Genomic DNA, 18,030 nt, shown 5'->3' with positions numbered 1-18,030 from the left:
CGCAACGGATGGTGGGCGAAAAGCTGCAAGATGCGGGCATTGCTGGAAATTTTCAGGCTGGACACAAGCGATGCGGAGCTCACGCGCGCCCAGTTCCGCTCGTTTTCGCGTCAGATGCCGCTGCTCTATGCGATTCTGGTGTGCAATGCCCTGGCGATTACGTTTACCTCGCTGGATTTCGCGCAGGCCATCAAAACTCTGGTCACCCCGGTTGCGATCTGCGCTGTGGCCATATCGCGTGCTTTATGGTGGTGGCAGCAGAAAGATACGGACCGGCTGAGTGATGCCGAGATCGTCCACTATCTGAAGCGAACCTGCACGCTGGCCGTGTTGATGACTCTGGCGTTCGAGGCGTGGTGCATCTGGGTTTATCAGACAGCAGATGGCTATGCGCGCAGCAATATCACGTTCTTCCTTGGACTTACCCAGGTGAGCACGGTCTTTTGCCTGATGACCTTGCGCGCGGCGGCCATGCGCGTGGCAGTGGTCTGCACGGTTTCGTTCGCGTTTTACTTTTCATGGGTGGATGGCGGCAGGCTTCTGCCGCAAACACTGGTGCTCAGCTGCGTCAGCGTTGGCATGATGGTGGTGACGTATAGCTATAACGGTGCCTTTTCCGAACTGATCCGATCCCAGCGTAATCTGCGCATGCGTCAGCACGAGACCGAGAAGCTGAGCGAGGAAAACCGCCGCATCGCCTTCAGCGATCCGTTGAGTGGGTTGCCCAACCGGCGTGAACTGCTGGCGCGGCTGGACCGGCTTGAGGCGCGCCGTGACCTGTCGCCCAATAGCCTTGCGGTGATCTTCATCGATCTGGACGGCTTCAAGGCGGTGAACGATGAACATGGCCATCAGGCTGGCGATACCCTGATCCGCAGCGTGTGTTTGCGGCTCAGGCAGCACTGCCCCGGCCATGCCACACTGGCGCGCGTTGGCGGTGATGAATTCGCCGTCGTGCTGGAATTGCCTCCGGGCCGGGCGTGGATAGAGGCCGGGGCACATTCCGGGGCACAGGCCGAGGCGCTGGCGCTGTCACATCGCATGCTTGAGGAAATTGCGCTGCCGGTGCTGGTGGACCGGCACGTGCTGCAGGTGGGGGGGTCTATCGGCATTGCCGCCAACATCGATGATGACGCCCGCCCGCGCGAATTGCTGCGCCGGGCCGATACGGCGATGTACCACGTCAAGACGCGCGGCAAAGGCCAGGTCGCCGTCTATGATGCAGGGTTCGATGAAGGGCGGCTGCGCCGGCTGGAGATCGAGGCGCAGATCGGATCGGGCCTCAACCACAACGAATTCGACGTGTTCTATCAACCCATTGTCGATGCGCAGAGCGGTGAGATCGTCTCAGCCGAAGCGCTGCTGCGCTGGCCGCGCCGCCCGCAAGGGCCGCTCTCGCCCGATGAATTCATCGATATTGCCGAGGCCACCGGGCAGATTCACCCGCTCGGCCTCTATGTGCTGGAGCGCGCCTGCCGCGAGATTGGTCCGCTGGGCGATCTGAAGCTCAGCGTCAATGTCTCGCCCGCGCAATTCCGCGATCCCGCGTTCGAACGGCAGGTCTGCCACGTGCTGGAACAGACGCGCTTTCCGCCTGAACGGCTGCAGTTCGAGATTACCGAAGGCTACCTGCTGGCGAACCCTGAACGCGTGGTCAACGCGGTGGAATCGTTCAAGGCGCTGGGCATGGCGGTCGCGCTTGATGATTTCGGCACCGGCTTTACCAGCATCCATTACCTGCGATCCTATGGCTTCAGCCACATCAAGATCGACAAATCACTGCTATCGGGCCTCGCGCCCGGGGCCAAGGCCACCATGCTGGTCACCGGAGCGATCACGCTGGCCTGTGGGCTGGACATGGCGGTGATTGCCGAAGGTGTGGAAACTGAAGTGCAGGCTGATATCCTGCGCGCCGCCGGGTGTCATGAATTGCAGGGCTATCTGTTCGGCAGGCCGATGCCGCTGGAGCAATTCATCACAGCCTGCCAAGCATCCGGCAGGCCCATGGCCGAACAGCGGCACCTGCGCGCGGCGCGGTAATTCGGGTGCACGCAATCCAAACCCGCTTCCCTTACCGATCCCCGCTCACCAACCTCAACCCCGCTAACCGGCCTCAACCCCGCTAACCGGCCCCAACCCGCTCACCCTGAGCCTGCCGAAGGGGGTTGGCGCGCGCAACGCGGGCATGCTTCGACAGGCTCAGCGTGAGCGGGTTGGGGGTTAGGTGATTGGGGGAGTTGAATGTCGTGACCTACGCCGCACCCTGCTTTTCCATGAACACCCGCGCGCGGTCTGCGGCCCAGTTCTGCAGCGCTTCGGTGCGCAGACGCGCGCCGTCGGGGTCAGCCTCCAGCGGCAGGACAGATTCCACGATGGCATCAAAATGCGCGCGCAGGGCGTCTTTCATTTCGGGGTAGGGGATCACGTAAAGCTGGTTGGCCTCAATCGCGGCCTTCACGTGCTGTGCCAGTTCCACCGGGTCCATGCCGTGCTGGTGGATCGAATGGAGCGAGGCGATGGAGTCCTCGTTTTCCACGTATCCGCTATGTCCGAATTGCGCGGGCCGCAGCTTGCTGGCTTCGGCAATGTTCGATTTGATATTGGCTGGGCACAGCACCGATACGCCGATCTGATACTTTTCCAGCCCCATGCGGTAGCCTTCCATCAGGTTCACCACGGCGGCCTTGGCGGCAGAATAGGGCGCGGCCAGCGCGCTGCCCATCAGCCCGCCAACCGATGACGTGGTGACGATATGCCCCGGCTTCCCGCTTGCGATCATGCGCGGCACGAAAGTGACCATACCGTTGATCACGCCGCCCAGATTGACGCCGATGATCCAGTCAAAATCATCGTAGCTGGTGTTTTCCACCGGGCCGAAGCTGTTCACGCCCGCCGTGTTGAACAACAACGTCGGCGCAGCGCCGAACACGGCCTCTACCTCGTCTGCCGCAGCGGCGTAGGCGGCGCGGTCCATGATATCGAGCGTGATGCCGTGGGCGGTGATGCCCTCGGCGGCAAGGTCAGCCACAGCCTTGGCCACGGCATCGGCGCGAATGTCGGCCACCACGATCTTTGCGCCCGCGCGCCCGAACACCTGCGCCTGTCCAAACCCTGCGCCCGATGCGCCGCCGGTGATGAAGGCAATCTGGTTTTCGAACGACTGCATGGTGTGGCTCCTCTGCCCTTAATATTGTTAGTGTTGCTTACAATATTGGCGAAATGAGAGCAAGCCATTCAGACCGCCCTAGCTGTCTACCATTCGCCTCTTCAAAGTTTCGCACAGTGGAACGCGCAGCAAGACCACCGATGGCAGTGGCGGAACCTGCGCGGTAGCTTCTCCCTAACGCGAAGATGCGCCGGTCAAGGACGCATCGCATGCTTGGAGGGGACACTTGTCCATGATCGTTTACCGTGCGCACAGTCGCGCCCTATTGGCAATTGCCGCGCTGTCCGCCGCCGCATTTACGCCGCCATTGCTGGCCGGGCAAAAGCTTGGCGAAGTGCAGGGCACCCGCACTGCCGACGATATCTATGCCAAGACCTGCGGCTATTGCCACGGGCGCAATGTGGGGCCGATCATCCTTGGCCGCGCGATCCCGGCCGATACCGTCAAATACATCGTGCGCCACGGCCAGAACGGCATGCCCGCCTTCCGCCCCACAGAAATCAGCCCGACCGAACTCGCAGCCCTTGCCACATGGGTGGAAAAGAGCGCGGCGCGCAAGCAGGAGCACGGATATTGAGCGAGATCAGTCTTGATCGCCGGGGCTTGATCGGCGCTGGCATCCTTGGCGCAGCCAGCTTTGGCCTTGGCACGGGTGCAAGCGCGCAGAACCCGGCCCCGCTGGCGCCACACATGTCAAAGGCAGACTTTGCGGGCGCAATGAAAGCGTTTCGCGGCGTCGTGGGCGCGCAATGGGTGTTTGGTGACGAGGAATCGGTTGCGCCCTATGCCAAGGTCTATGTCCCCGATCCGCTGAACCGCCACGTGCCCATCGGCGCGGTCTGCCCCGAAACGGTGGAGCAGGTGCAGGAAATCGTCCGCATCGCCAACACCTACAAGCAGCCGCTCTGGCCCGTCTCCACTGGCAAGAACATGGGCTATGGCATGACCGCGCCCGCCACGCCGGGGCAGGTGGTGCTCGATCTGAAGCGGATGAATCGCATTCTGGAAGTGGATGCGGACCTTGGCACCTGCCTGCTGGAACCGGGCGTTACTTACCAGCAGCTCAAGGACTATCTGGTCGAAAACAACATCCCGCTGTGGATCGATGTGCCCACGGTCGGCCCGATCGCCTCGCCGGTTGGCAATACGCTCGATCGCGGGGTGGGCTACACGCCCTATGGCGAACACTTCATGTTCCAGTGCGGCATGGAAGTGGTCCTGCCCGATGGCCAGCTGATGCGCACCGGTATGGGTTCGATCAAGGGCAGCACCGCTTGGCAGGCGTTCAAGTGGGGCTACGGACCCTATCTTGATGGCCTGTTCACCCAGTCGAACTTCGGCGTCGTCACCAAGATGGGCCTGTGGCTGATGCCCAAGCCCCCGGTCTACAAGCCGTTCATGGTGCGCCACGCCGAAATGGGCGATGTGCCGCGCATCATTGAAGCGATGCGCCCGCTGCGTGTGTCCAACCTCGTCGCCAACTGCAACCTGATGATGAGCGCGTCGTATCAGCTCGCCATGTTCAAGCGCCGCAACGAAATTGTGCCCGATGGCGCGATGCTGGACGAAGCTTCGCTGAAGAAGGCGGCCAAGGCCAATGGGCTGGGCATGTGGAACACCTACTTCGCGCTCTATGGCACCGAACAGACCGTCGCGGCTGTTGAGCCGATTATCCGCGCGAGCCTGACCGCCAGCGGCGGCGAAGTGCTGACCTCGGCCGAAATGGGCGACAACCCATGGTTCCACCACCACGCCACGCTGATGGAGGGCGGGCTCAATCTCGACGAGATCGGCCTGCTGCGCTGGCGCGGGGCGGGCGGGGGCCTTGCGTGGTTTGCGCCAGTGGCCGCCGCGCGCGGAGTAGAGGCGGAGCGCCAGACCATTCTGGCCAAGGAAATCGTCGAGAAATACGGCTTTGACTATACCGCCGCCTACGCCATCGGCTGGCGCGATCTGCACCACATTCTTGCGCTGCTGTTTGATAAATCGGACGCTGAGCAGGAGAAGAAAGCCGACGCCTGCTACCGCGAACTGGTCACCCGCTTTGGCGCACAAGGCTGGGCCAGTTACCGCACCGGCGTCAATTCGATGGACCTTGTTGCGCAGCAATATGGCGAAGTGAACCGCGGCTTCAACGCCAAGATCAAGCACGCAATCGACCCGAACGGCATCCTTGCCCCGGGCAAATCGGGGATCATCTGATGATGCGCTTTGAAGGGAAAGCCGTGCTGATCACTGGGGCTGCCACCGGTATTGGCCGCGCCACGGCGCTCGCCTTTGCGCGCGAGGGGGCCAGCTTGATGATCGGCGATATCGATGCGCGCGTGGGTGAAACCGTAGACCTGATCGTGGGCGAGGGTGGCCGCGCCGCTTTCTGCCACACCGATGTGCGCAAGGCCGCAGACCTTACCGCGCTGGTGGCTGAATGCGTCGAGCGCTATGGCCGGATGGACGCCGCGTTCAACAATGCCGGGGTCCTGCCCCCGCAGCGCCCGATCCACGAAGTGCCCGAAAACGAGCTCGATCTTGCCATCGATGTCGATTTCAAGGGCGTGTTCTTTGCGATGCAGGCGCAGATCCGCCATTTCTTGACCGTTGGCGGCGGGGCCATTGTCAACACCGCCAGCGTCGGCGCGCTGATCGCAGACCCGAACATGAGCGCCTATTGCGCCATGAAGCACGCCGTCTCCGGCCTGACCAAGGCGGCGGCGGTCGAATATGCGCAGATGGGCATCCGCGTAAACGCCATCGCGCCGGGCTTCGTCGTCACCCCGATGACGCAGCACTGGGCCGACAGCAACGCATTTACGGAAATGTTCTTCGCCCAGAACATCTCGGGCCGCGCCGCCCGGCCAGAAGAAATCGCGCCCACCGTGCTGCACCTGTGTTCCGACGGGGCGAGCTTCATCAACGGGGCCACTTTCACCATCGATGGCGGCCAAACCGCCCACTGACGGGAGACTGTTCATGCGCAAAGTTCTCACACTGCTCGCTGCGACCGCGCTGTCTATCAGCGCCGCACAAGCCAAACCGCTGGATTACAAGGTTATCGCCACCAGCCCGGTCAGCATGGTCGCCAATGTCACGTTGGTAACCGGCGAAAAGGAGGCGGTGCTGGTCGATGTGCCTTTTGCCCGGTCCGATGCGCTGCGCGTGGTGGCCGATATTCTCGATAGCGGAAAGACGCTGAAGGCGATCATCATCACGCACGATCACCCCGATCACTTCTTCGGGCTGGACGTGCTGCAGGATGCCTTTCCCGATGCCAGGATCGTGGCGCATCCGGTGGCCGCCAAGGACATGGAAAAGTCCATCCCGATCAAGTTCAAACGCTGGAGCGGGCAACTGGGCATCAACGCGCCCAAGCGCCCGGTACAGCCCATGGCGATGAGCGGCGACAGCGTGGACCTTGAAGGCCACAAACTGCAGGTGCTGGGGCCGATGCAGGGCGATCATGTTCATTCCACCGTGGTGTGGGACGCCGAAACGCGCACGCTGATAGCGGGCGATATCCTGTACAACGGTGTCTACGTGTGGCTCGGCGAACATGGTCCGACACACTACGACGCATGGCTCAAGGTACTGGACCGGTTAGAGGCGATGAACCCGGTGCGGATCGTGGCGGGGCACACCCGGCCCGGCTTGCCCGATGACAGCATGAGCATCGCGTGGACGCGCGGCTACATCAAGGCCTTCGTCGATGCGCGCGCGCGCAGCAAAACATCAAAGGAACTGGCCGCGATCATGGCCGAGAAATACCCCAATGCCACCGAAGTCTATGGCGGCTTCCTGCTGGGCATTTCCAGCCAAGTCGGCGCGGGCGAAATTCCGCCATGGGACGAATAATTCAGCGGACAAGCCCGTCAATTTACACCCTCTTTGACAATGGGGGGATTTGTTGAGGACGGCAAATATCGTCCGACCAGATGCCGCCTATCCCCACTTTTGAAAAGGCCAGTTTTCCCTACGGAAAGCGGGCCTTTTTCTATTCCAAAGCGGAACAATCGATGTTGCATGTGTGCAACACTCTATCACATATCGTTACATTGTATACCAACTTCCGTTTAATTCAATCTTGACCTATCGGCCTGTCGAAGCGAGTTGCCATCCACTAACATTTTCTGAATAAACCGAAATCAGGGACGTGCCATGATTCACAAAAGTTCACTCCGTTCAGCCATGCTACTGTCCGCAAGCGTGATGTCGATTTTTGCTGTTCCATCCATCGCGCAGGAAGCGCAGATCACTGATCCCGCCGCGCCGCAAGCATCGGAAGATAGCGCGCCCGAAGCAATTGTCGTTACCGGCAGCCGTATTCAGCAGCGCGCGGATTATGCCACGCCCAACCCGTTGGTGACGGTCACCGCAGAAACGCTGCAGCAGGCTGGCAACATCCAGATCGTGGAAACGCTGGCCCAGAATCCGGCCCTGCTTAATTCGCTGTCGGGCGCGCGCACATCGGGTTCCAACGCCGATTTTGGCCGCGTTGGGGTACAATTGCTCGATCTGCGCGGACTGGGTGAAGACCGCACGCTGGTGCTGGTCAATGGCCGTCGCCATGTGTCGAGCCTGTCGGGTTCGGCCTCGGTCGATGTCAACACGATCCCTACCGATCTGATCGAAAGCGTTGACGTGCTGACCGGCGGGGCATCGGCCATCTATGGTGCCGATGGCGTCTCGGGCGTGGTCAACTTCCGCCTGAAGCGCAATTTCGAAGGCTTGGCAGCCAGCGGCCAGATCGGCATTTCCAGCCTTGGTGATGCCGGGCAGCGCATCGGCGCAATTACCGTGGGCCGCAACTTTGCCGATGGCCGCGGCAACATTGCGCTGTCCTATGAATTCCGCGAGATTGATCGTGTGGGCAGCACGGCGCGCGATTACATCGGCAACCCCGACCGCGCGTTTGGCCTTGTGCGCAACCAGAACGATATCCCCGACGATCCCAACTTGCCCGATCGCGTGCCCACCAACAACCTGCGCTATGCCGACAGTTCGGTGGATGGCGCGCTGGATTTCGATGTGGACGAATGCTTCACGATCGGAACTTGCATTCCCGACTTTACCGGCTCAGGCAAAGTCTATGACCGGGGCCGTCTGCTGGCCTCGGCCGGTGGTTTGACCCAGGGCGGCGACAGCACGCCGCTGGCCGGATATCAAGGCGATCTGCAGGCCTATAACCGCGTTCACAATGTGAACATGCTGGCGCACTATGATTTCAGCGACGCGGTGTCGTTCTACTTCGAAGGCAAGTACGTCAAGAACCGCACCTTCACGCTGGGCCAGCCGTCGTTTGATTTCTTTACGTTCCTTGCCCCTGACAATGCCTATCTTGAAGATCGGTTTGGCGGCATCCGCTCGATTGCCGAAGGCGCGCTGATATCGCGCGATAACTTCGATCTGGGCGTGCGCGGTGAACAGAATGATCGTGAAACGATCCGCCTTGTCGGTGGGTTCGAAGGCCGTATCTCCGATCACGCCCGTTATGACCTGTCCTATGTGTTCGGGCAGACCAAGGCCAACATTCTGCTGACCGATTATCGCATCGGCGACCGCTACGCCGCGGCAATCGATGCGGTGCGCGATCCGGCCACCGGCAATATCGTTTGCCGTTCCAACCTGACGCCCGCTTCGGCCGATGGTGCCACCACTTTCACCCCCGGTGCGGGCAGTGGCTGTCTTCCGCTCAATCTTCTGGGCAATGGCGTGCGCAGCCAGGCCGCGCTCGATTGGGTAAATGCGGACATCAACAACCGCTCACGCCTGCGCCAGCATGTCGTCTCGGGTGCCATCTCGGGCGATTTTGGCCAGCTGTTCGAACTGCCCGGTGGCCCGGTCGGCTTTGCGCTTGGCGCTGAATACCGCAAGGAATCGAGCAGCTTCGTGCCTGACCAGCTGTTGCAGCAGGGCGCGCTGGCCGATTTCTCGACGCAGCTTCCCGAAACCGGCGAATTTGACGTGAAGGAAGCCTTTGCCGAGCTTTCGGTGCCGCTGCTGCGCGAAATGCCGTTTGCGCACGATCTTTCATTCGGCGCGGCGCTGCGCTTGTCGGACTATTCCACCGTGGGCAAGACCACCACGTGGAAGATCGACGGCACTTATGCTCCGATCCGCGATGTGACGTTCCGGGCCACCCTGTCCGAAGCCGTGCGCGCACCGAACATTACCGAGCTGTTCCAGCCCAGCAACGGCACGTTTTCGTTCATTGGCGATCCGTGCGATCCGGTGTTCATCACCGAAGGCACACAGTTCCGCGCGGCCAACTGTCAGGCAACGCTGGCTGATGCGGGGCTGACGCCGGCACAGATCCTGGCGTTCAATCCTGAAAACGATCCGACCGCCACAGTCAGCCTGCCTGGCAACATCGGTGGCAATCGCAACTTGCGCGAAGAAACCGCCCGCACCTGGACAGCCGGTGTGGTGGTCCGCCCCAGCTTCATCCCGGGCCTTGTAGCCTCGTTTGACTGGTGGGACATCCGGCTGAAGAACGCGATCAACACGCCGGATGCCGAAGAGATTGCCGAACTGTGCGTCGATCAGCCCAGCCTAGACAACGTGTTCTGCGAAAACATCACGCGTTCGCCTACCACAGGCTTCATCTCGGGTTATCTGTTGCAGCCGGTGAACGTGGCGAATTTCCGCACGGCGGGTGCAGATTTCAAGCTGAACTACAGCTTCCGCACCGACAAGATGGGCGCATTCAGCTTCACGTTGGTCGGCGGGTATCTTGACCGGCTGGAATTCACCCCGACCATCGGCGCGCAGATCGACGATGACCGGGAAGAGCGCTACTTCCCCAAGTGGAACGCCACCGGCGACATCACGTGGAAGATGGACGCGGTGACCGTGAACTACGGGATCAGCTGGTTCAGCTCCACCCGCCGGTATGAACTGGAAACGCTGGCCGCCAACCCGGATATCGCCGCGCCTGAAAACCTGCGGGTCAAGGCGCGCTGGCAGCATGATGTGCAGGTTGGCCTTGATGTGGGCGAAAAGTTCAACTTCTACTTCGGCGGCAACAACATCTGGAATCAAAAGCCCGACCGGTTCGATACGACCTATCCGATCAGCTTTGTGGGCCGCTATCTTTATGCAGGTGCGCGCATCAAGATGTGATGATCGGTCTGAATTGATCCTTCGACAGGCTCAGGATGAGCGGATTTGGTTTCACATCCGCTCGTGCTGAGCTTGTCGAAGCACGCCTGATACCAGCCTACCCCATCACGTAACTGCCATTCTCACCGATTTGCGCTGTGCGAATGGCAAGCACTTCGATGGCTTCGGCCTTTCCGCCAAAATCCAGCAATTCGCCCACCTCAGCGCCCATGATGGCGCGGGCCAGCGGGGCCGAAAATGCAATCAGGCCGTTTGCCGGATCGGCCTCGTCATCACCAACAATGGTAATGAAGCGCTCTTTCCCGTTCAGGCGCAGGCCGACCGTGCAGCCAAACACGATCGTCTCTCCAGCAGGTGCAGGTTGCACATCTGCCGTTGCCTGCCGCGTGCTCCAGTAGCGCAAGGTGCGGCGCAGCTTCTTGACCTCGGCTTCATCGCTCACGCCCTCTAGCGCCGCTTCGGCCTCCGCCAGCCTTTGCGCAATCTGCGCTGCCCCACGCGGGGTCACAAGATTCGGACCCGGGGGAATGGGGATCTCGAACTTCGGCTCCATATGTTCGTCATCGCCTTCACGGCGGAACGCGACACTCATTCTCATTGTCTCCAACAGCGGATTTCTGCGGTGGCATTCGGCCGGGCAGTCTGCAACAAACCCGCGGATATGGCACAGATCACCCGCGCAACGAAGGCTCTCGAACAGGCGGGCGTGGGCTTTGAACTGCGCACATATGATTATGATCCCGAAAGCCCCAGCATCGGCCGCGCCGCCGCCGATGCGCTGGGCGTTCATCCGGCGCAAGTGTTCAAGACGCTGATGGTGCTGGCTGATGGGAAGCCAGCTTGCGCCATTGCGCCTTCGGATGGTGAGATTTCGCTTAAGCGCGTGGCGGCAGCGCTGGGTGCAAAGTCGGCGGCAATGATGCCCCGTGCCGATGCCGAACGGCTGACTGGCTACAAGATCGGTGGGATCAGCCCGTTTGGACAAATGCGCAGCGTGCCATGCGTGATCGATGAAACAGCGCTGCTGTGGGACGCGGTGTTCCTGAACGGAGGGCAGCGCGGGTTGCAGGTGCTGGTCGCGGGCACAGATGCGGTGCGCGTGCTTGGCGCGGTTGTGGCGGATATCGCGGCAGTGTTTCCCCGGGGAAACATATAGCGAACGAAATCACGTGCTGCGATATCGCTGGTGACCTGATGGGCAAGCGCGTAGGGTATAGGTCCTTTAAGAAAATTCGGAATTTCCATTGGTCGCCCACAAGCCAGAGCCTTATCAGTGGCAGCCCGATCAGTTGCGGCGTGCTGTCATTGCGGCCGGAGTGGCGCTGTGGGCGTGGAATGTCGATACCGACGCCTTCACGATGGACGATGTGGGCTTTGCGTTGTGGGGCGTTGCCGATCACGAGAATGTGACGTTCGAGAAGCTTTCCGCACATATCCACCCGGCTGACCGGGACAGGGTGCGGGCGGCATTCACCGCCACACGATCGATCCTGGGGCCTTACGAAACCGATTTTCGCATCATGATCGGCGATGAAGTGCGCTGGATCGCGGCGCGCGGGCAGGGGGAGGATGTGGGCATCGTCGGGCGCACGATGTATGGCATTTTCCTTGACGTGACCGGGCGCAAGCAGGCCGAAGAGGGACACGAACTGCTGGCGGGCGAAATGAGCCACCGGGTGAAGAACCTGCTGGCCATCGCCTCGGCACTGACCGCCATTTCATCGCGCTCTGCCGGCTCGTGCGAGGAGATGGCGCGCGAATTGACCGAGCGTTTGGCCGCGCTGGGCCGTGCGCACGATCTGGTCCGCCCGCTGCCGAACGGGCAGGGGCAGGCCGCGCTGCTGGGCGATCTGCTATCGCTGCTGCTCGCGCCTTATGACGAAAAAGGCGCGTTCAAGGGCCGCATTCGTGTGGCAGTGGAGCGCATGGGCGTGGGTGAGGATGCCGCAACCGGGCTGGCGCTGATCATTCATGAGCTGGCGACCAATTCGATGAAATACGGCGCACTGTCTACGCCGGTCGGAACCCTCGACGTAGCGAGTGTGACCGATGGTGATGATCTTGTGCTGACCTGGACCGAACATGGCGGGCCGCCGGTCGAAGCGCCCGATGGTCCTGGCGGCTTTGGCAGCAAGCTGGTGCGGCGCAGCATTTCGGGCCAACTGGGTGGCTCAATCGATTATGATTGGGCCGAAGCGGGCCTGATCGTGACCCTTCGGATGAGCCGGACACGGTTGGCGGGGTAAGAAGCAAGTCTGTAAACCCAGTCCGTTCGTGTCGAGCCTCAGCACGGTGTATCGACTTCGTGCCTTTGGCGCGAAGTTTATCCCGAGCATGCCGAGGGGCTCGACACGAACGGAAGTAAGGCCAGGCTCGTTTTGGCAATCTAATGCGGCGTTCCCGGCACATGCTTGAACCGCTGCGCCTTGTACCACGCCAGATCATGTTCTGGCAGCGGTGATCCGGCGGGCAGGGGCAGGCCGTGTACCGACATCCAGTAAGCCAGACTAGCATCGCGCCACCAGCGGGCTTCGCGGTGCTGGATGGCAAGCAGCGCGTCGGTCTTGGCCCAGCGTTGCGGATCGACGTGCTGGCGCAGCGTGGCCCAGTCTTGCCGCAGCGTGGCCACTTGCGCCACGCCGCGATCATAGCGGCGCGCAAGTTCGTGCCATAGCGTTGTGTCGCCGGGCATGGCGTAGTCCCACGGCAGGTGGTGGAACCACAGCAGCAGTTCGGGCGGGGTGGTTTGGGGCTTGGCCAGCCGCGCGGCGATTTTCGGAGCGTATTGCGCAACGGCGTTGCTGCCGTTCGCGCTGCGGTTAAAGCCGATGCCGGTGCGGGTGGCGCGGTGGTAATAGACCGGGTTCCATTCGGGGCGGGCCAGATCATCAACCCACGGGCCGGGGCCATAGTGGTGATCGGTGGCGAACAAGTGGGCAAGGCCGAGCGGGCCGGTATAATCGACCACAGCTTCACGCGAACGCATCATCATGCCGGTGATGGTGCCGGTGGGGGCGGGATCGGTGCCGAAGGTTTGCGCGGCCCATTCGCGGGCGATGGCTTCTGACGATAGCGACGGGTCCCAAGCCAGTCTGCCGAACGCATACCAGTTGGCCTGATTGAAGGTGCTGCCCGCCCAGTCCCGGTCGCGCCCGATGTTGGCAACGCCTGCCATGGCGGTCAGCGATGTGCCCACCGTTTCACCCGGGCGGTGGCCGGTGGGCGTATCGAGCGCTTCTTCGAACAGCGGGCCAAGGAAAGCCAGGTGCGTGGCAAAGCCCAGGTATTCCTTGGTGATCTGGAATTCAGCCGCCAGCCGCGTTTTGGGCATGGCACCGAACAGGGGGTGGACCGGTTCGCGCGGCTGAAAATCGATGGGTCCGTTCTTGACCTGCACGATCACGTTTTCGGCAAACTGGCCGTCGAGCGGCTTGAACTCGGTGAAGGCCTGCTTGGCGCGGTCATCCGGGTTGGTATCGGCATAAACGAAGGCGCGCCATAGCACCGTGCCGCCATAGGGTTTGAGCGCGTTGGCCAGCATGTTCGCGCCATCGGCGTGGGTTGCGCCATAATCGCGTGGGCCGGGCTGGCCTTCGCTGTTGGCCTTGACCAGAAAACCGCCGAAATCGGGAATGACGCGATAAATCTCTGCCGCCTTAGCCTGCCACCATGCGGCCACGCGCGGATCGCGTGGATCGGCGGTGGGCAGTCCGCCCAGCTCTTTCGGTGCGGAAAAGCGGGCGGAAAGATATACGCGAATGCCATAGGGGCGGAACACATCGGCCAGCGCCGCCGCCTTGGCGATATAGGGCGCGGTCAGGCTGTCGGCGCTGGCATTCACGTTGTTGAGCACGGTGCCGTTGATGCCAAGCGAGGCATTGGCGCGCGCATAATCGGCGTAGCGCGGGTCTTTCAGGTCGGGCAGCGTCCACCAGTCCCACAGCGATTGCCCGGCATAGCCGCGCTCGACCGAACCATCGAGATTGTCCCAGTGGTTGAGCAGGCGCAACTGAACGGCGGGATTGGAAGCAAGATTGACAGTGCGCGGATCGCCGCCGGTGCGGATGTGGCGGATCAGCGCAAACGCGCCGTAGAGCAGGCCAATATCGCGCTGCGCGGTGATCTGCAGCCGGTTGTTGCCTTGGCGGATGGCATAGCCTTCATCGCCGAGCGCCGGGTCGTCAGTGCGGGTGAGCGCTACTGCGAAGGGTAGGCGTGGCAGGCTTTGTCGCAACTCTGTGATGGCAAGCGCAATGGTGGGCGAGGTGGCGTTTGCTTCCACCACCGAGCCGCTTTGCTCACGCGCTGCCGTGCCCAGCCACAAGCTGTAGCCTTCATCGGCGCGGACGGGATGGGCTGTGCCGAAGGCGAACAGTGCCAATGCCAGCCAGCGCGCCAAACGGTTGCGCCAATCCACACCCTTCATTCCCGCTATCCTCAACCTTGATTTATGATAGCGGTATCATGAAGGGTGTGGCGGGGCAATCAGCGCAGCGATTACTTTGCGGCTTCGAACACCATCAGCGCGTTTCCAGCCATGTGGCTGTACATGCCGTAACCCGAATTGACGAAGACCTTGCCTTTCCACACAGCAGCGCCCGGGCCGCTCATGCTGCCGCCCTTGGTGGTTTTGCCATCAATCGTGGTCATGGGCTGAGTGGTGTCAAACTGCCAGATCACACGGCCGGTCTTGCTGTCATAGGCGCGGAACATGCCATCAAGGTGGCCTGCAAAGACTGCGCCGGGAATGGCGGTGGCAGCGGCGGAAATGCCCGGATCGCAGAACTTGGCGCCCTTGCACTTGTCTGGCGCGCGGGTGAACCAGCGCACCTTTCCGGTGGCGGCATCAAGCGCGTGGATACCGGCACCCCGGATCTTTGCGTCATAGACGCGCGCGTCATAAGTTTCCGCCATATCGTTGACCGGCACGAACACCGTGCTGCCTTCTGCGGCCATGCCAAAGTGGACGCCGCCCTGCGTGCCGCCGTGGCCGACGCGGGTTTGCCACATGACCTTGCCGGTTTCGGGATCAATGCCGGTGGCCTGCCCCGATTTTTGCCCGGCGACGAGGATCGTGCCGCCCGTGGGGGTGGGCATGATCAGCACCGATGCGGCAAAATCATAGTCCGGGCCGTTTTCGACCGGGCAGGAATCGTTGCCGACCATGCAGCCCACGTTCCACGCGTCCTTGGGCGTCAACTGCCTGCGCCACAGTTCCTTGCCGGTGCGCGCATCGACCGCGAAGATGGCGTCAGAGCTGGAATCGGCGGGGGAGGAGTAGTTCTCGCCCGAGCCGAAATAGACGCGACCCGTTGCGGCATCATAACTGGGGCTGTTCCATACGGGCGAGCCGGAGGGCCCGATGATGGGCGTGCCCGAGGCGGTCTTGCCGAACGGCTTGGGCTCCCCCGCCGTCCACGCGCGCCATACTTCGCGGCCCGTTGCCGGATCGAGCGCGACGACCGAGCCGCGGAAGGTGCAGCAGGCATAGGCGGAGTCTCCGGCCTGCACCACTTCGAGCGATGAGACGGGCACATAGAGCAGCCCACCGCCCAGCGTGGGCGTGCCGGTGATGGTGGAATCGGCATGATCGCTCATGCGCCCCGCCCACAGTTCCTTGCCGGTCAGCGCGTCGAGCGCGTGGACCTTGCCCAGCAGATCGCCGAAATAGAGCCGCTTGTTTTCGGCATCGGCCACGATGGCGGTGCGCACTTCGGCGCTGAGGCGGTTGGTCCAGCGGGCACAGCCAGTATCGGGATCAAAGGCATAGACGGTGCCGTCCTGGCTGCCGACGAACAGTGTGCCCCAGGCCAGCGTGGGCTGCGAGCGCGCGCGGTTTGAGGCCGGGTAGGCGAAGGACCATTTGAGCTTGAGCTTGGGAATATCCGCTGCTGGCAACTGCGCGACATTGGCGGGCACGAAGCGGCGGTTATCGTGGCCCCAGCCGATGGGGGCGGGCACATCGGCCATGTCCATGCGGGCCGCATAGCCGGTGCACTGCTTGGGCGGGGCGGGGCGCTGATATGAGGCGAAGGGCGTGCGCGTCAGGTATTCGGCGACCTCGATTTTCTGCTGCGCGGTCAGCGCTGCGCCTTGGGTGCGCATGATGCCATCGGTCAGCGATTGCACGATGGAATCGGGCGCAACCATGGCAAGGAACGCGGGGCTGGGCGCCTTGGGCACGCCGCCCATGTGGCACATCGCGCAATGCTGTTCGAACAGCGGACGGCCCGGCGCGGTGGCAGGATCGATGCGCGGGGTATCGTAGACCTGCAGATCGTCAGTCGATTTGATCCGTTCGGGCGGGGCGGCGTTCAGCAGCGATGATCCGATGGCCCCGGCTGCCAGCACGGGCAGGCAAAGGGTAGCGATGCGGCGGAATGAAAGCGTCATCGAAAATGCTCTCTCTTCAATCGAGCGAACGGTAGAAAGCGATGGTCATGTCTTCGGCCAGACATTCGAGGATCGGCGGCACCAGACGATCATGGAAATCGATGGTCATGTGCGCATCGAAGGCCGCTTCATCGCGGAACGTGGCGACGCATTCAAACAGATCGGGATCGGTTTCCGACTGGAACAGCTCGTAAACCAGCGCATCGGGTTCCTGCGCAAAGACGAGGCGTTTCAGTTCGGTCTGCAGCGCAATCAACTCTTCGCGCTTTTCCGGGCGCGTGCGCAGGCGGGCGATGAAGCTTTTCTTGGCCATGGGGTTACTCAGCCTCGGGTTCAGGGGAAATGTCGGGAAGATCGTAGAGCAGCTCGCGCGTGTAGCTGCCGTCCATGCAGGCGATCATCGCGGTGATCAGTGGCTGGTTATGCGGGTATTCGCCATGCGCCTTGTCCGCCGCTTCATCGACGAAGCGTTCGTAGACTGCGAACATGCCGGGTTCTGCAAGAGCATAGAACTGATAGCTGAGCGTGCCGGACTCATCGGCGGCGAGCGCCTCCATCTGCCGGGCAAGTTTGACGAATTCGGCTTCCTTGCCAGCGGCAATGCGGAAGCGGGAGAGGAAACTGAATGCCATCGATGGCGCTCCTGATGGATGAGGCGGGGCTACGCAGGTGCGTGAGACTGGTGGTAGGAAACCCAGTCCGGCAGGCGTTCGGGAAAGTCTGCGGGAAGGGGCTTTGGATAAGCGTGGTTGCGATCCGGGCGGCCCAGAATGCCGGGATAGGCATCGACCGGCACGTAATAGAGGAAACCGATCACGCGCTCGGCAAACTTCCAGCCACGCGGGGTAAGGGCGTAGTAATCATCATAGCGCAGGGCGGCGACCATCATCTGCCCATTGCGCCACAGTTCGGCATGGCCCGAAACGCGTCCGCGCGCCGCAGTATCGCTTTCAAAATCGATCTGCACATCATGCATCACATGATGGCCGGGGCCGAGAACGGCAAAGCGGCCGTCGAACTGCGCCATGATCGCATCTACGCCGCGCGCGTGCATGACTCCATCGGCGGAACGCAGCACGGCATCTTCGGCAAACAGTTCGCGCACCGCTTCAACCCGCCGATCATCGATATCGAAGCTGTAGCGCGCAATCAGTTGGCGAATTTGTGATTCGGCTTCGAGGCGGGCGATTCTCGCCTCAAGTTCGGCCTGAACTGCGGCCATGGTTCTGCTCTCCCGTCGGGCCTCTGCGAGCCGTGTCGTGATACGATGATACCCGGGGATGCCATAAAAACAATCATGAATGTATGGGAAGTCGCGGCTTTTTCGCTGGGCCCGCCGTGCCGTCAAACCCGGCCTG

15 protein-coding genes are annotated in these 18,030 nt (G+C 61.9%); 8 read left to right on the top strand and 7 right to left on the bottom strand.

Annotated elements, in window-relative coordinates; all coding sequences use genetic code 11:
• The first annotated feature begins 30 nt into the window (after nt 1–30).
• Nucleotides 31–2,040: a putative bifunctional diguanylate cyclase/phosphodiesterase gene (locus tag AC2A1F_RS06385; RefSeq protein WP_484207898.1), complete on the top strand. Its 2,010-nt coding sequence runs from the start codon at nt 31–33 to the stop codon at nt 2,038–2,040.
• Nucleotides 2,041–2,251: 211 nt separating this feature from the next.
• Here the strand turns inward: AC2A1F_RS06385 and AC2A1F_RS06380 are convergent, their stop codons facing one another.
• Entirely contained in the window at nt 2,252–3,166 is a 915-nt protein-coding gene (locus tag AC2A1F_RS06380) for an SDR family NAD(P)-dependent oxidoreductase (protein ID WP_484207897.1), read from the bottom strand.
• Between the two features lie 232 nt (nt 3,167–3,398).
• Here AC2A1F_RS06380 and AC2A1F_RS06375 point away from each other — a divergent pair, with 232 nt between their 5' ends.
• The 5 genes from AC2A1F_RS06375 (at nt 3,399) to AC2A1F_RS06355 (ending at nt 10,279) form a co-directional block, all read left to right on the top strand.
• Nucleotides 3,399–3,743, top strand: coding sequence for a c-type cytochrome (locus AC2A1F_RS06375; RefSeq protein ID WP_484207896.1), 345 nt, complete (start codon nt 3,399–3,401; stop codon nt 3,741–3,743).
• Nucleotides 3,740–5,368, top strand: coding sequence for an FAD-binding oxidoreductase (locus tag AC2A1F_RS06370; protein ID WP_484207895.1), 1,629 nt, complete (start codon nt 3,740–3,742; stop codon nt 5,366–5,368). The genes AC2A1F_RS06375 and AC2A1F_RS06370 overlap by 4 nt, the downstream gene beginning before the upstream one ends.
• On the top strand, nt 5,368–6,120 hold the full coding sequence (locus tag AC2A1F_RS06365; RefSeq protein ID WP_484207894.1) for an SDR family NAD(P)-dependent oxidoreductase: 753 nt from the start codon (nt 5,368–5,370) through the stop codon (nt 6,118–6,120). The genes AC2A1F_RS06370 and AC2A1F_RS06365 overlap by 1 nt, the downstream gene beginning before the upstream one ends.
• 13 nt (nt 6,121–6,133) lie before the next feature.
• Nucleotides 6,134–7,012, top strand: coding sequence for an MBL fold metallo-hydrolase (locus tag AC2A1F_RS06360; RefSeq protein WP_484207893.1), 879 nt, complete (start codon nt 6,134–6,136; stop codon nt 7,010–7,012).
• A 354-nt stretch (nt 7,013–7,366) separates the two neighbouring features.
• Nucleotides 7,367–10,279, top strand: a complete 2,913-nt coding sequence (locus AC2A1F_RS06355; protein WP_484207892.1) for a TonB-dependent receptor domain-containing protein — start codon at nt 7,367–7,369, stop codon at nt 10,277–10,279.
• A gap of 97 nt (nt 10,280–10,376) precedes the next feature.
• On the opposite strand, the gene AC2A1F_RS06350 is transcribed toward AC2A1F_RS06355, so the two are convergent.
• The gene (locus AC2A1F_RS06350) at nt 10,377–10,871 is read right to left on the bottom strand and encodes a GreA/GreB family elongation factor (protein ID WP_484207891.1); all 495 of its coding nucleotides are present in this window, start codon (nt 10,869–10,871) and stop codon (nt 10,377–10,379) included.
• Nucleotides 10,872–10,940: 69 nt separating this feature from the next.
• On the opposite strand from AC2A1F_RS06350, the gene ybaK reads away from it, so the two are divergent.
• On the top strand, nt 10,941–11,435 hold the full coding sequence (gene ybaK / locus AC2A1F_RS06345) for a Cys-tRNA(Pro) deacylase (protein ID WP_484207890.1): 495 nt from the start codon (nt 10,941–10,943) through the stop codon (nt 11,433–11,435).
• An 88-nt stretch (nt 11,436–11,523) separates the two neighbouring features.
• Entirely contained in the window at nt 11,524–12,525 is a 1,002-nt protein-coding gene (locus tag AC2A1F_RS06340) for a sensor histidine kinase (protein WP_484207889.1), read from the top strand.
• 140 nt (nt 12,526–12,665) lie between these two features.
• Here the strand turns inward: AC2A1F_RS06340 and AC2A1F_RS06335 are convergent, their stop codons facing one another.
• The 5 genes from AC2A1F_RS06335 to AC2A1F_RS06315 all read right to left on the bottom strand — a co-directional run bounded on the left by AC2A1F_RS06335 (nt 12,666) and on the right by AC2A1F_RS06315 (nt 17,894).
• A complete protein-coding gene (locus tag AC2A1F_RS06335) occupies nt 12,666–14,705 on the bottom strand; it encodes an alpha-glucuronidase family glycosyl hydrolase (protein WP_484207888.1) in 2,040 nt (679 codons plus the stop codon).
• 71 nt (nt 14,706–14,776) lie between these two features.
• Complete coding sequence (locus AC2A1F_RS06330; RefSeq protein WP_484207887.1) at nt 14,777–16,672, bottom strand: outer membrane protein assembly factor BamB family protein; 1,896 nt, start codon at nt 16,670–16,672, stop codon at nt 14,777–14,779.
• 16 nt (nt 16,673–16,688) lie between these two features.
• Nucleotides 16,689–16,985 carry a putative quinol monooxygenase gene (locus tag AC2A1F_RS06325; protein WP_484207886.1) on the bottom strand — a complete coding sequence of 99 codons (297 nt, stop codon included), beginning with the start codon at nt 16,983–16,985 and terminating at the stop codon, nt 16,689–16,691.
• Between the two features lie 4 nt (nt 16,986–16,989).
• Nucleotides 16,990–17,304: a putative quinol monooxygenase gene (locus AC2A1F_RS06320; protein ID WP_484207885.1), complete on the bottom strand. Its 315-nt coding sequence runs from the start codon at nt 17,302–17,304 to the stop codon at nt 16,990–16,992.
• 29 nt (nt 17,305–17,333) lie between these two features.
• Nucleotides 17,334–17,894: a nuclear transport factor 2 family protein gene (locus AC2A1F_RS06315; RefSeq protein WP_484207884.1), complete on the bottom strand. Its 561-nt coding sequence runs from the start codon at nt 17,892–17,894 to the stop codon at nt 17,334–17,336.
• Between the last annotated feature and the right edge of the window lie 136 nt (nt 17,895–18,030).

This window comes from Novosphingobium sp. HNCC26BN242 (assembly GCF_057180525.1).
Note: the sequence above shows the minus strand (reverse complement) of the source record. Positions and strands in the feature narration are given on the sequence as shown.

Bases quoted from the DNA above. Each gene is read 5' to 3' on its own strand.
- AC2A1F_RS06380 (WP_484207897.1), bottom strand. From the start codon at position 3,166: ATGCAGTCGTTCGAAAACCAGATTGCCTTCATCACCGGCGGCGCATCG.
- AC2A1F_RS06360 (WP_484207893.1), top strand. From the start codon at position 6,134: ATGCGCAAAGTTCTCACACTGCTCGCTGCGACCGCGCTGTCTATCAGC.
- AC2A1F_RS06325 (WP_484207886.1), bottom strand. From the start codon at position 16,985: ATGGCCAAGAAAAGCTTCATCGCCCGCCTGCGCACGCGCCCGGAAAAG.
- ybaK (WP_484207890.1), top strand. From the start codon at position 10,941: ATGGCACAGATCACCCGCGCAACGAAGGCTCTCGAACAGGCGGGCGTG.
- AC2A1F_RS06385 (WP_484207898.1), top strand. From the start codon at position 31: ATGCGGGCATTGCTGGAAATTTTCAGGCTGGACACAAGCGATGCGGAG.
- AC2A1F_RS06330 (WP_484207887.1), bottom strand. From the start codon at position 16,672: ATGACGCTTTCATTCCGCCGCATCGCTACCCTTTGCCTGCCCGTGCTG.
- AC2A1F_RS06315 (WP_484207884.1), bottom strand. From the start codon at position 17,894: ATGGCCGCAGTTCAGGCCGAACTTGAGGCGAGAATCGCCCGCCTCGAA.
- AC2A1F_RS06375 (WP_484207896.1), top strand. From the start codon at position 3,399: ATGATCGTTTACCGTGCGCACAGTCGCGCCCTATTGGCAATTGCCGCG.
- AC2A1F_RS06350 (WP_484207891.1), bottom strand. From the start codon at position 10,871: ATGAGTGTCGCGTTCCGCCGTGAAGGCGATGACGAACATATGGAGCCG.
- AC2A1F_RS06320 (WP_484207885.1), bottom strand. From the start codon at position 17,304: ATGGCATTCAGTTTCCTCTCCCGCTTCCGCATTGCCGCTGGCAAGGAA.
- AC2A1F_RS06335 (WP_484207888.1), bottom strand. From the start codon at position 14,705: ATGAAGGGTGTGGATTGGCGCAACCGTTTGGCGCGCTGGCTGGCATTG.
- AC2A1F_RS06355 (WP_484207892.1), top strand. From the start codon at position 7,367: ATGTCGATTTTTGCTGTTCCATCCATCGCGCAGGAAGCGCAGATCACT.
- AC2A1F_RS06365 (WP_484207894.1), top strand. From the start codon at position 5,368: ATGATGCGCTTTGAAGGGAAAGCCGTGCTGATCACTGGGGCTGCCACC.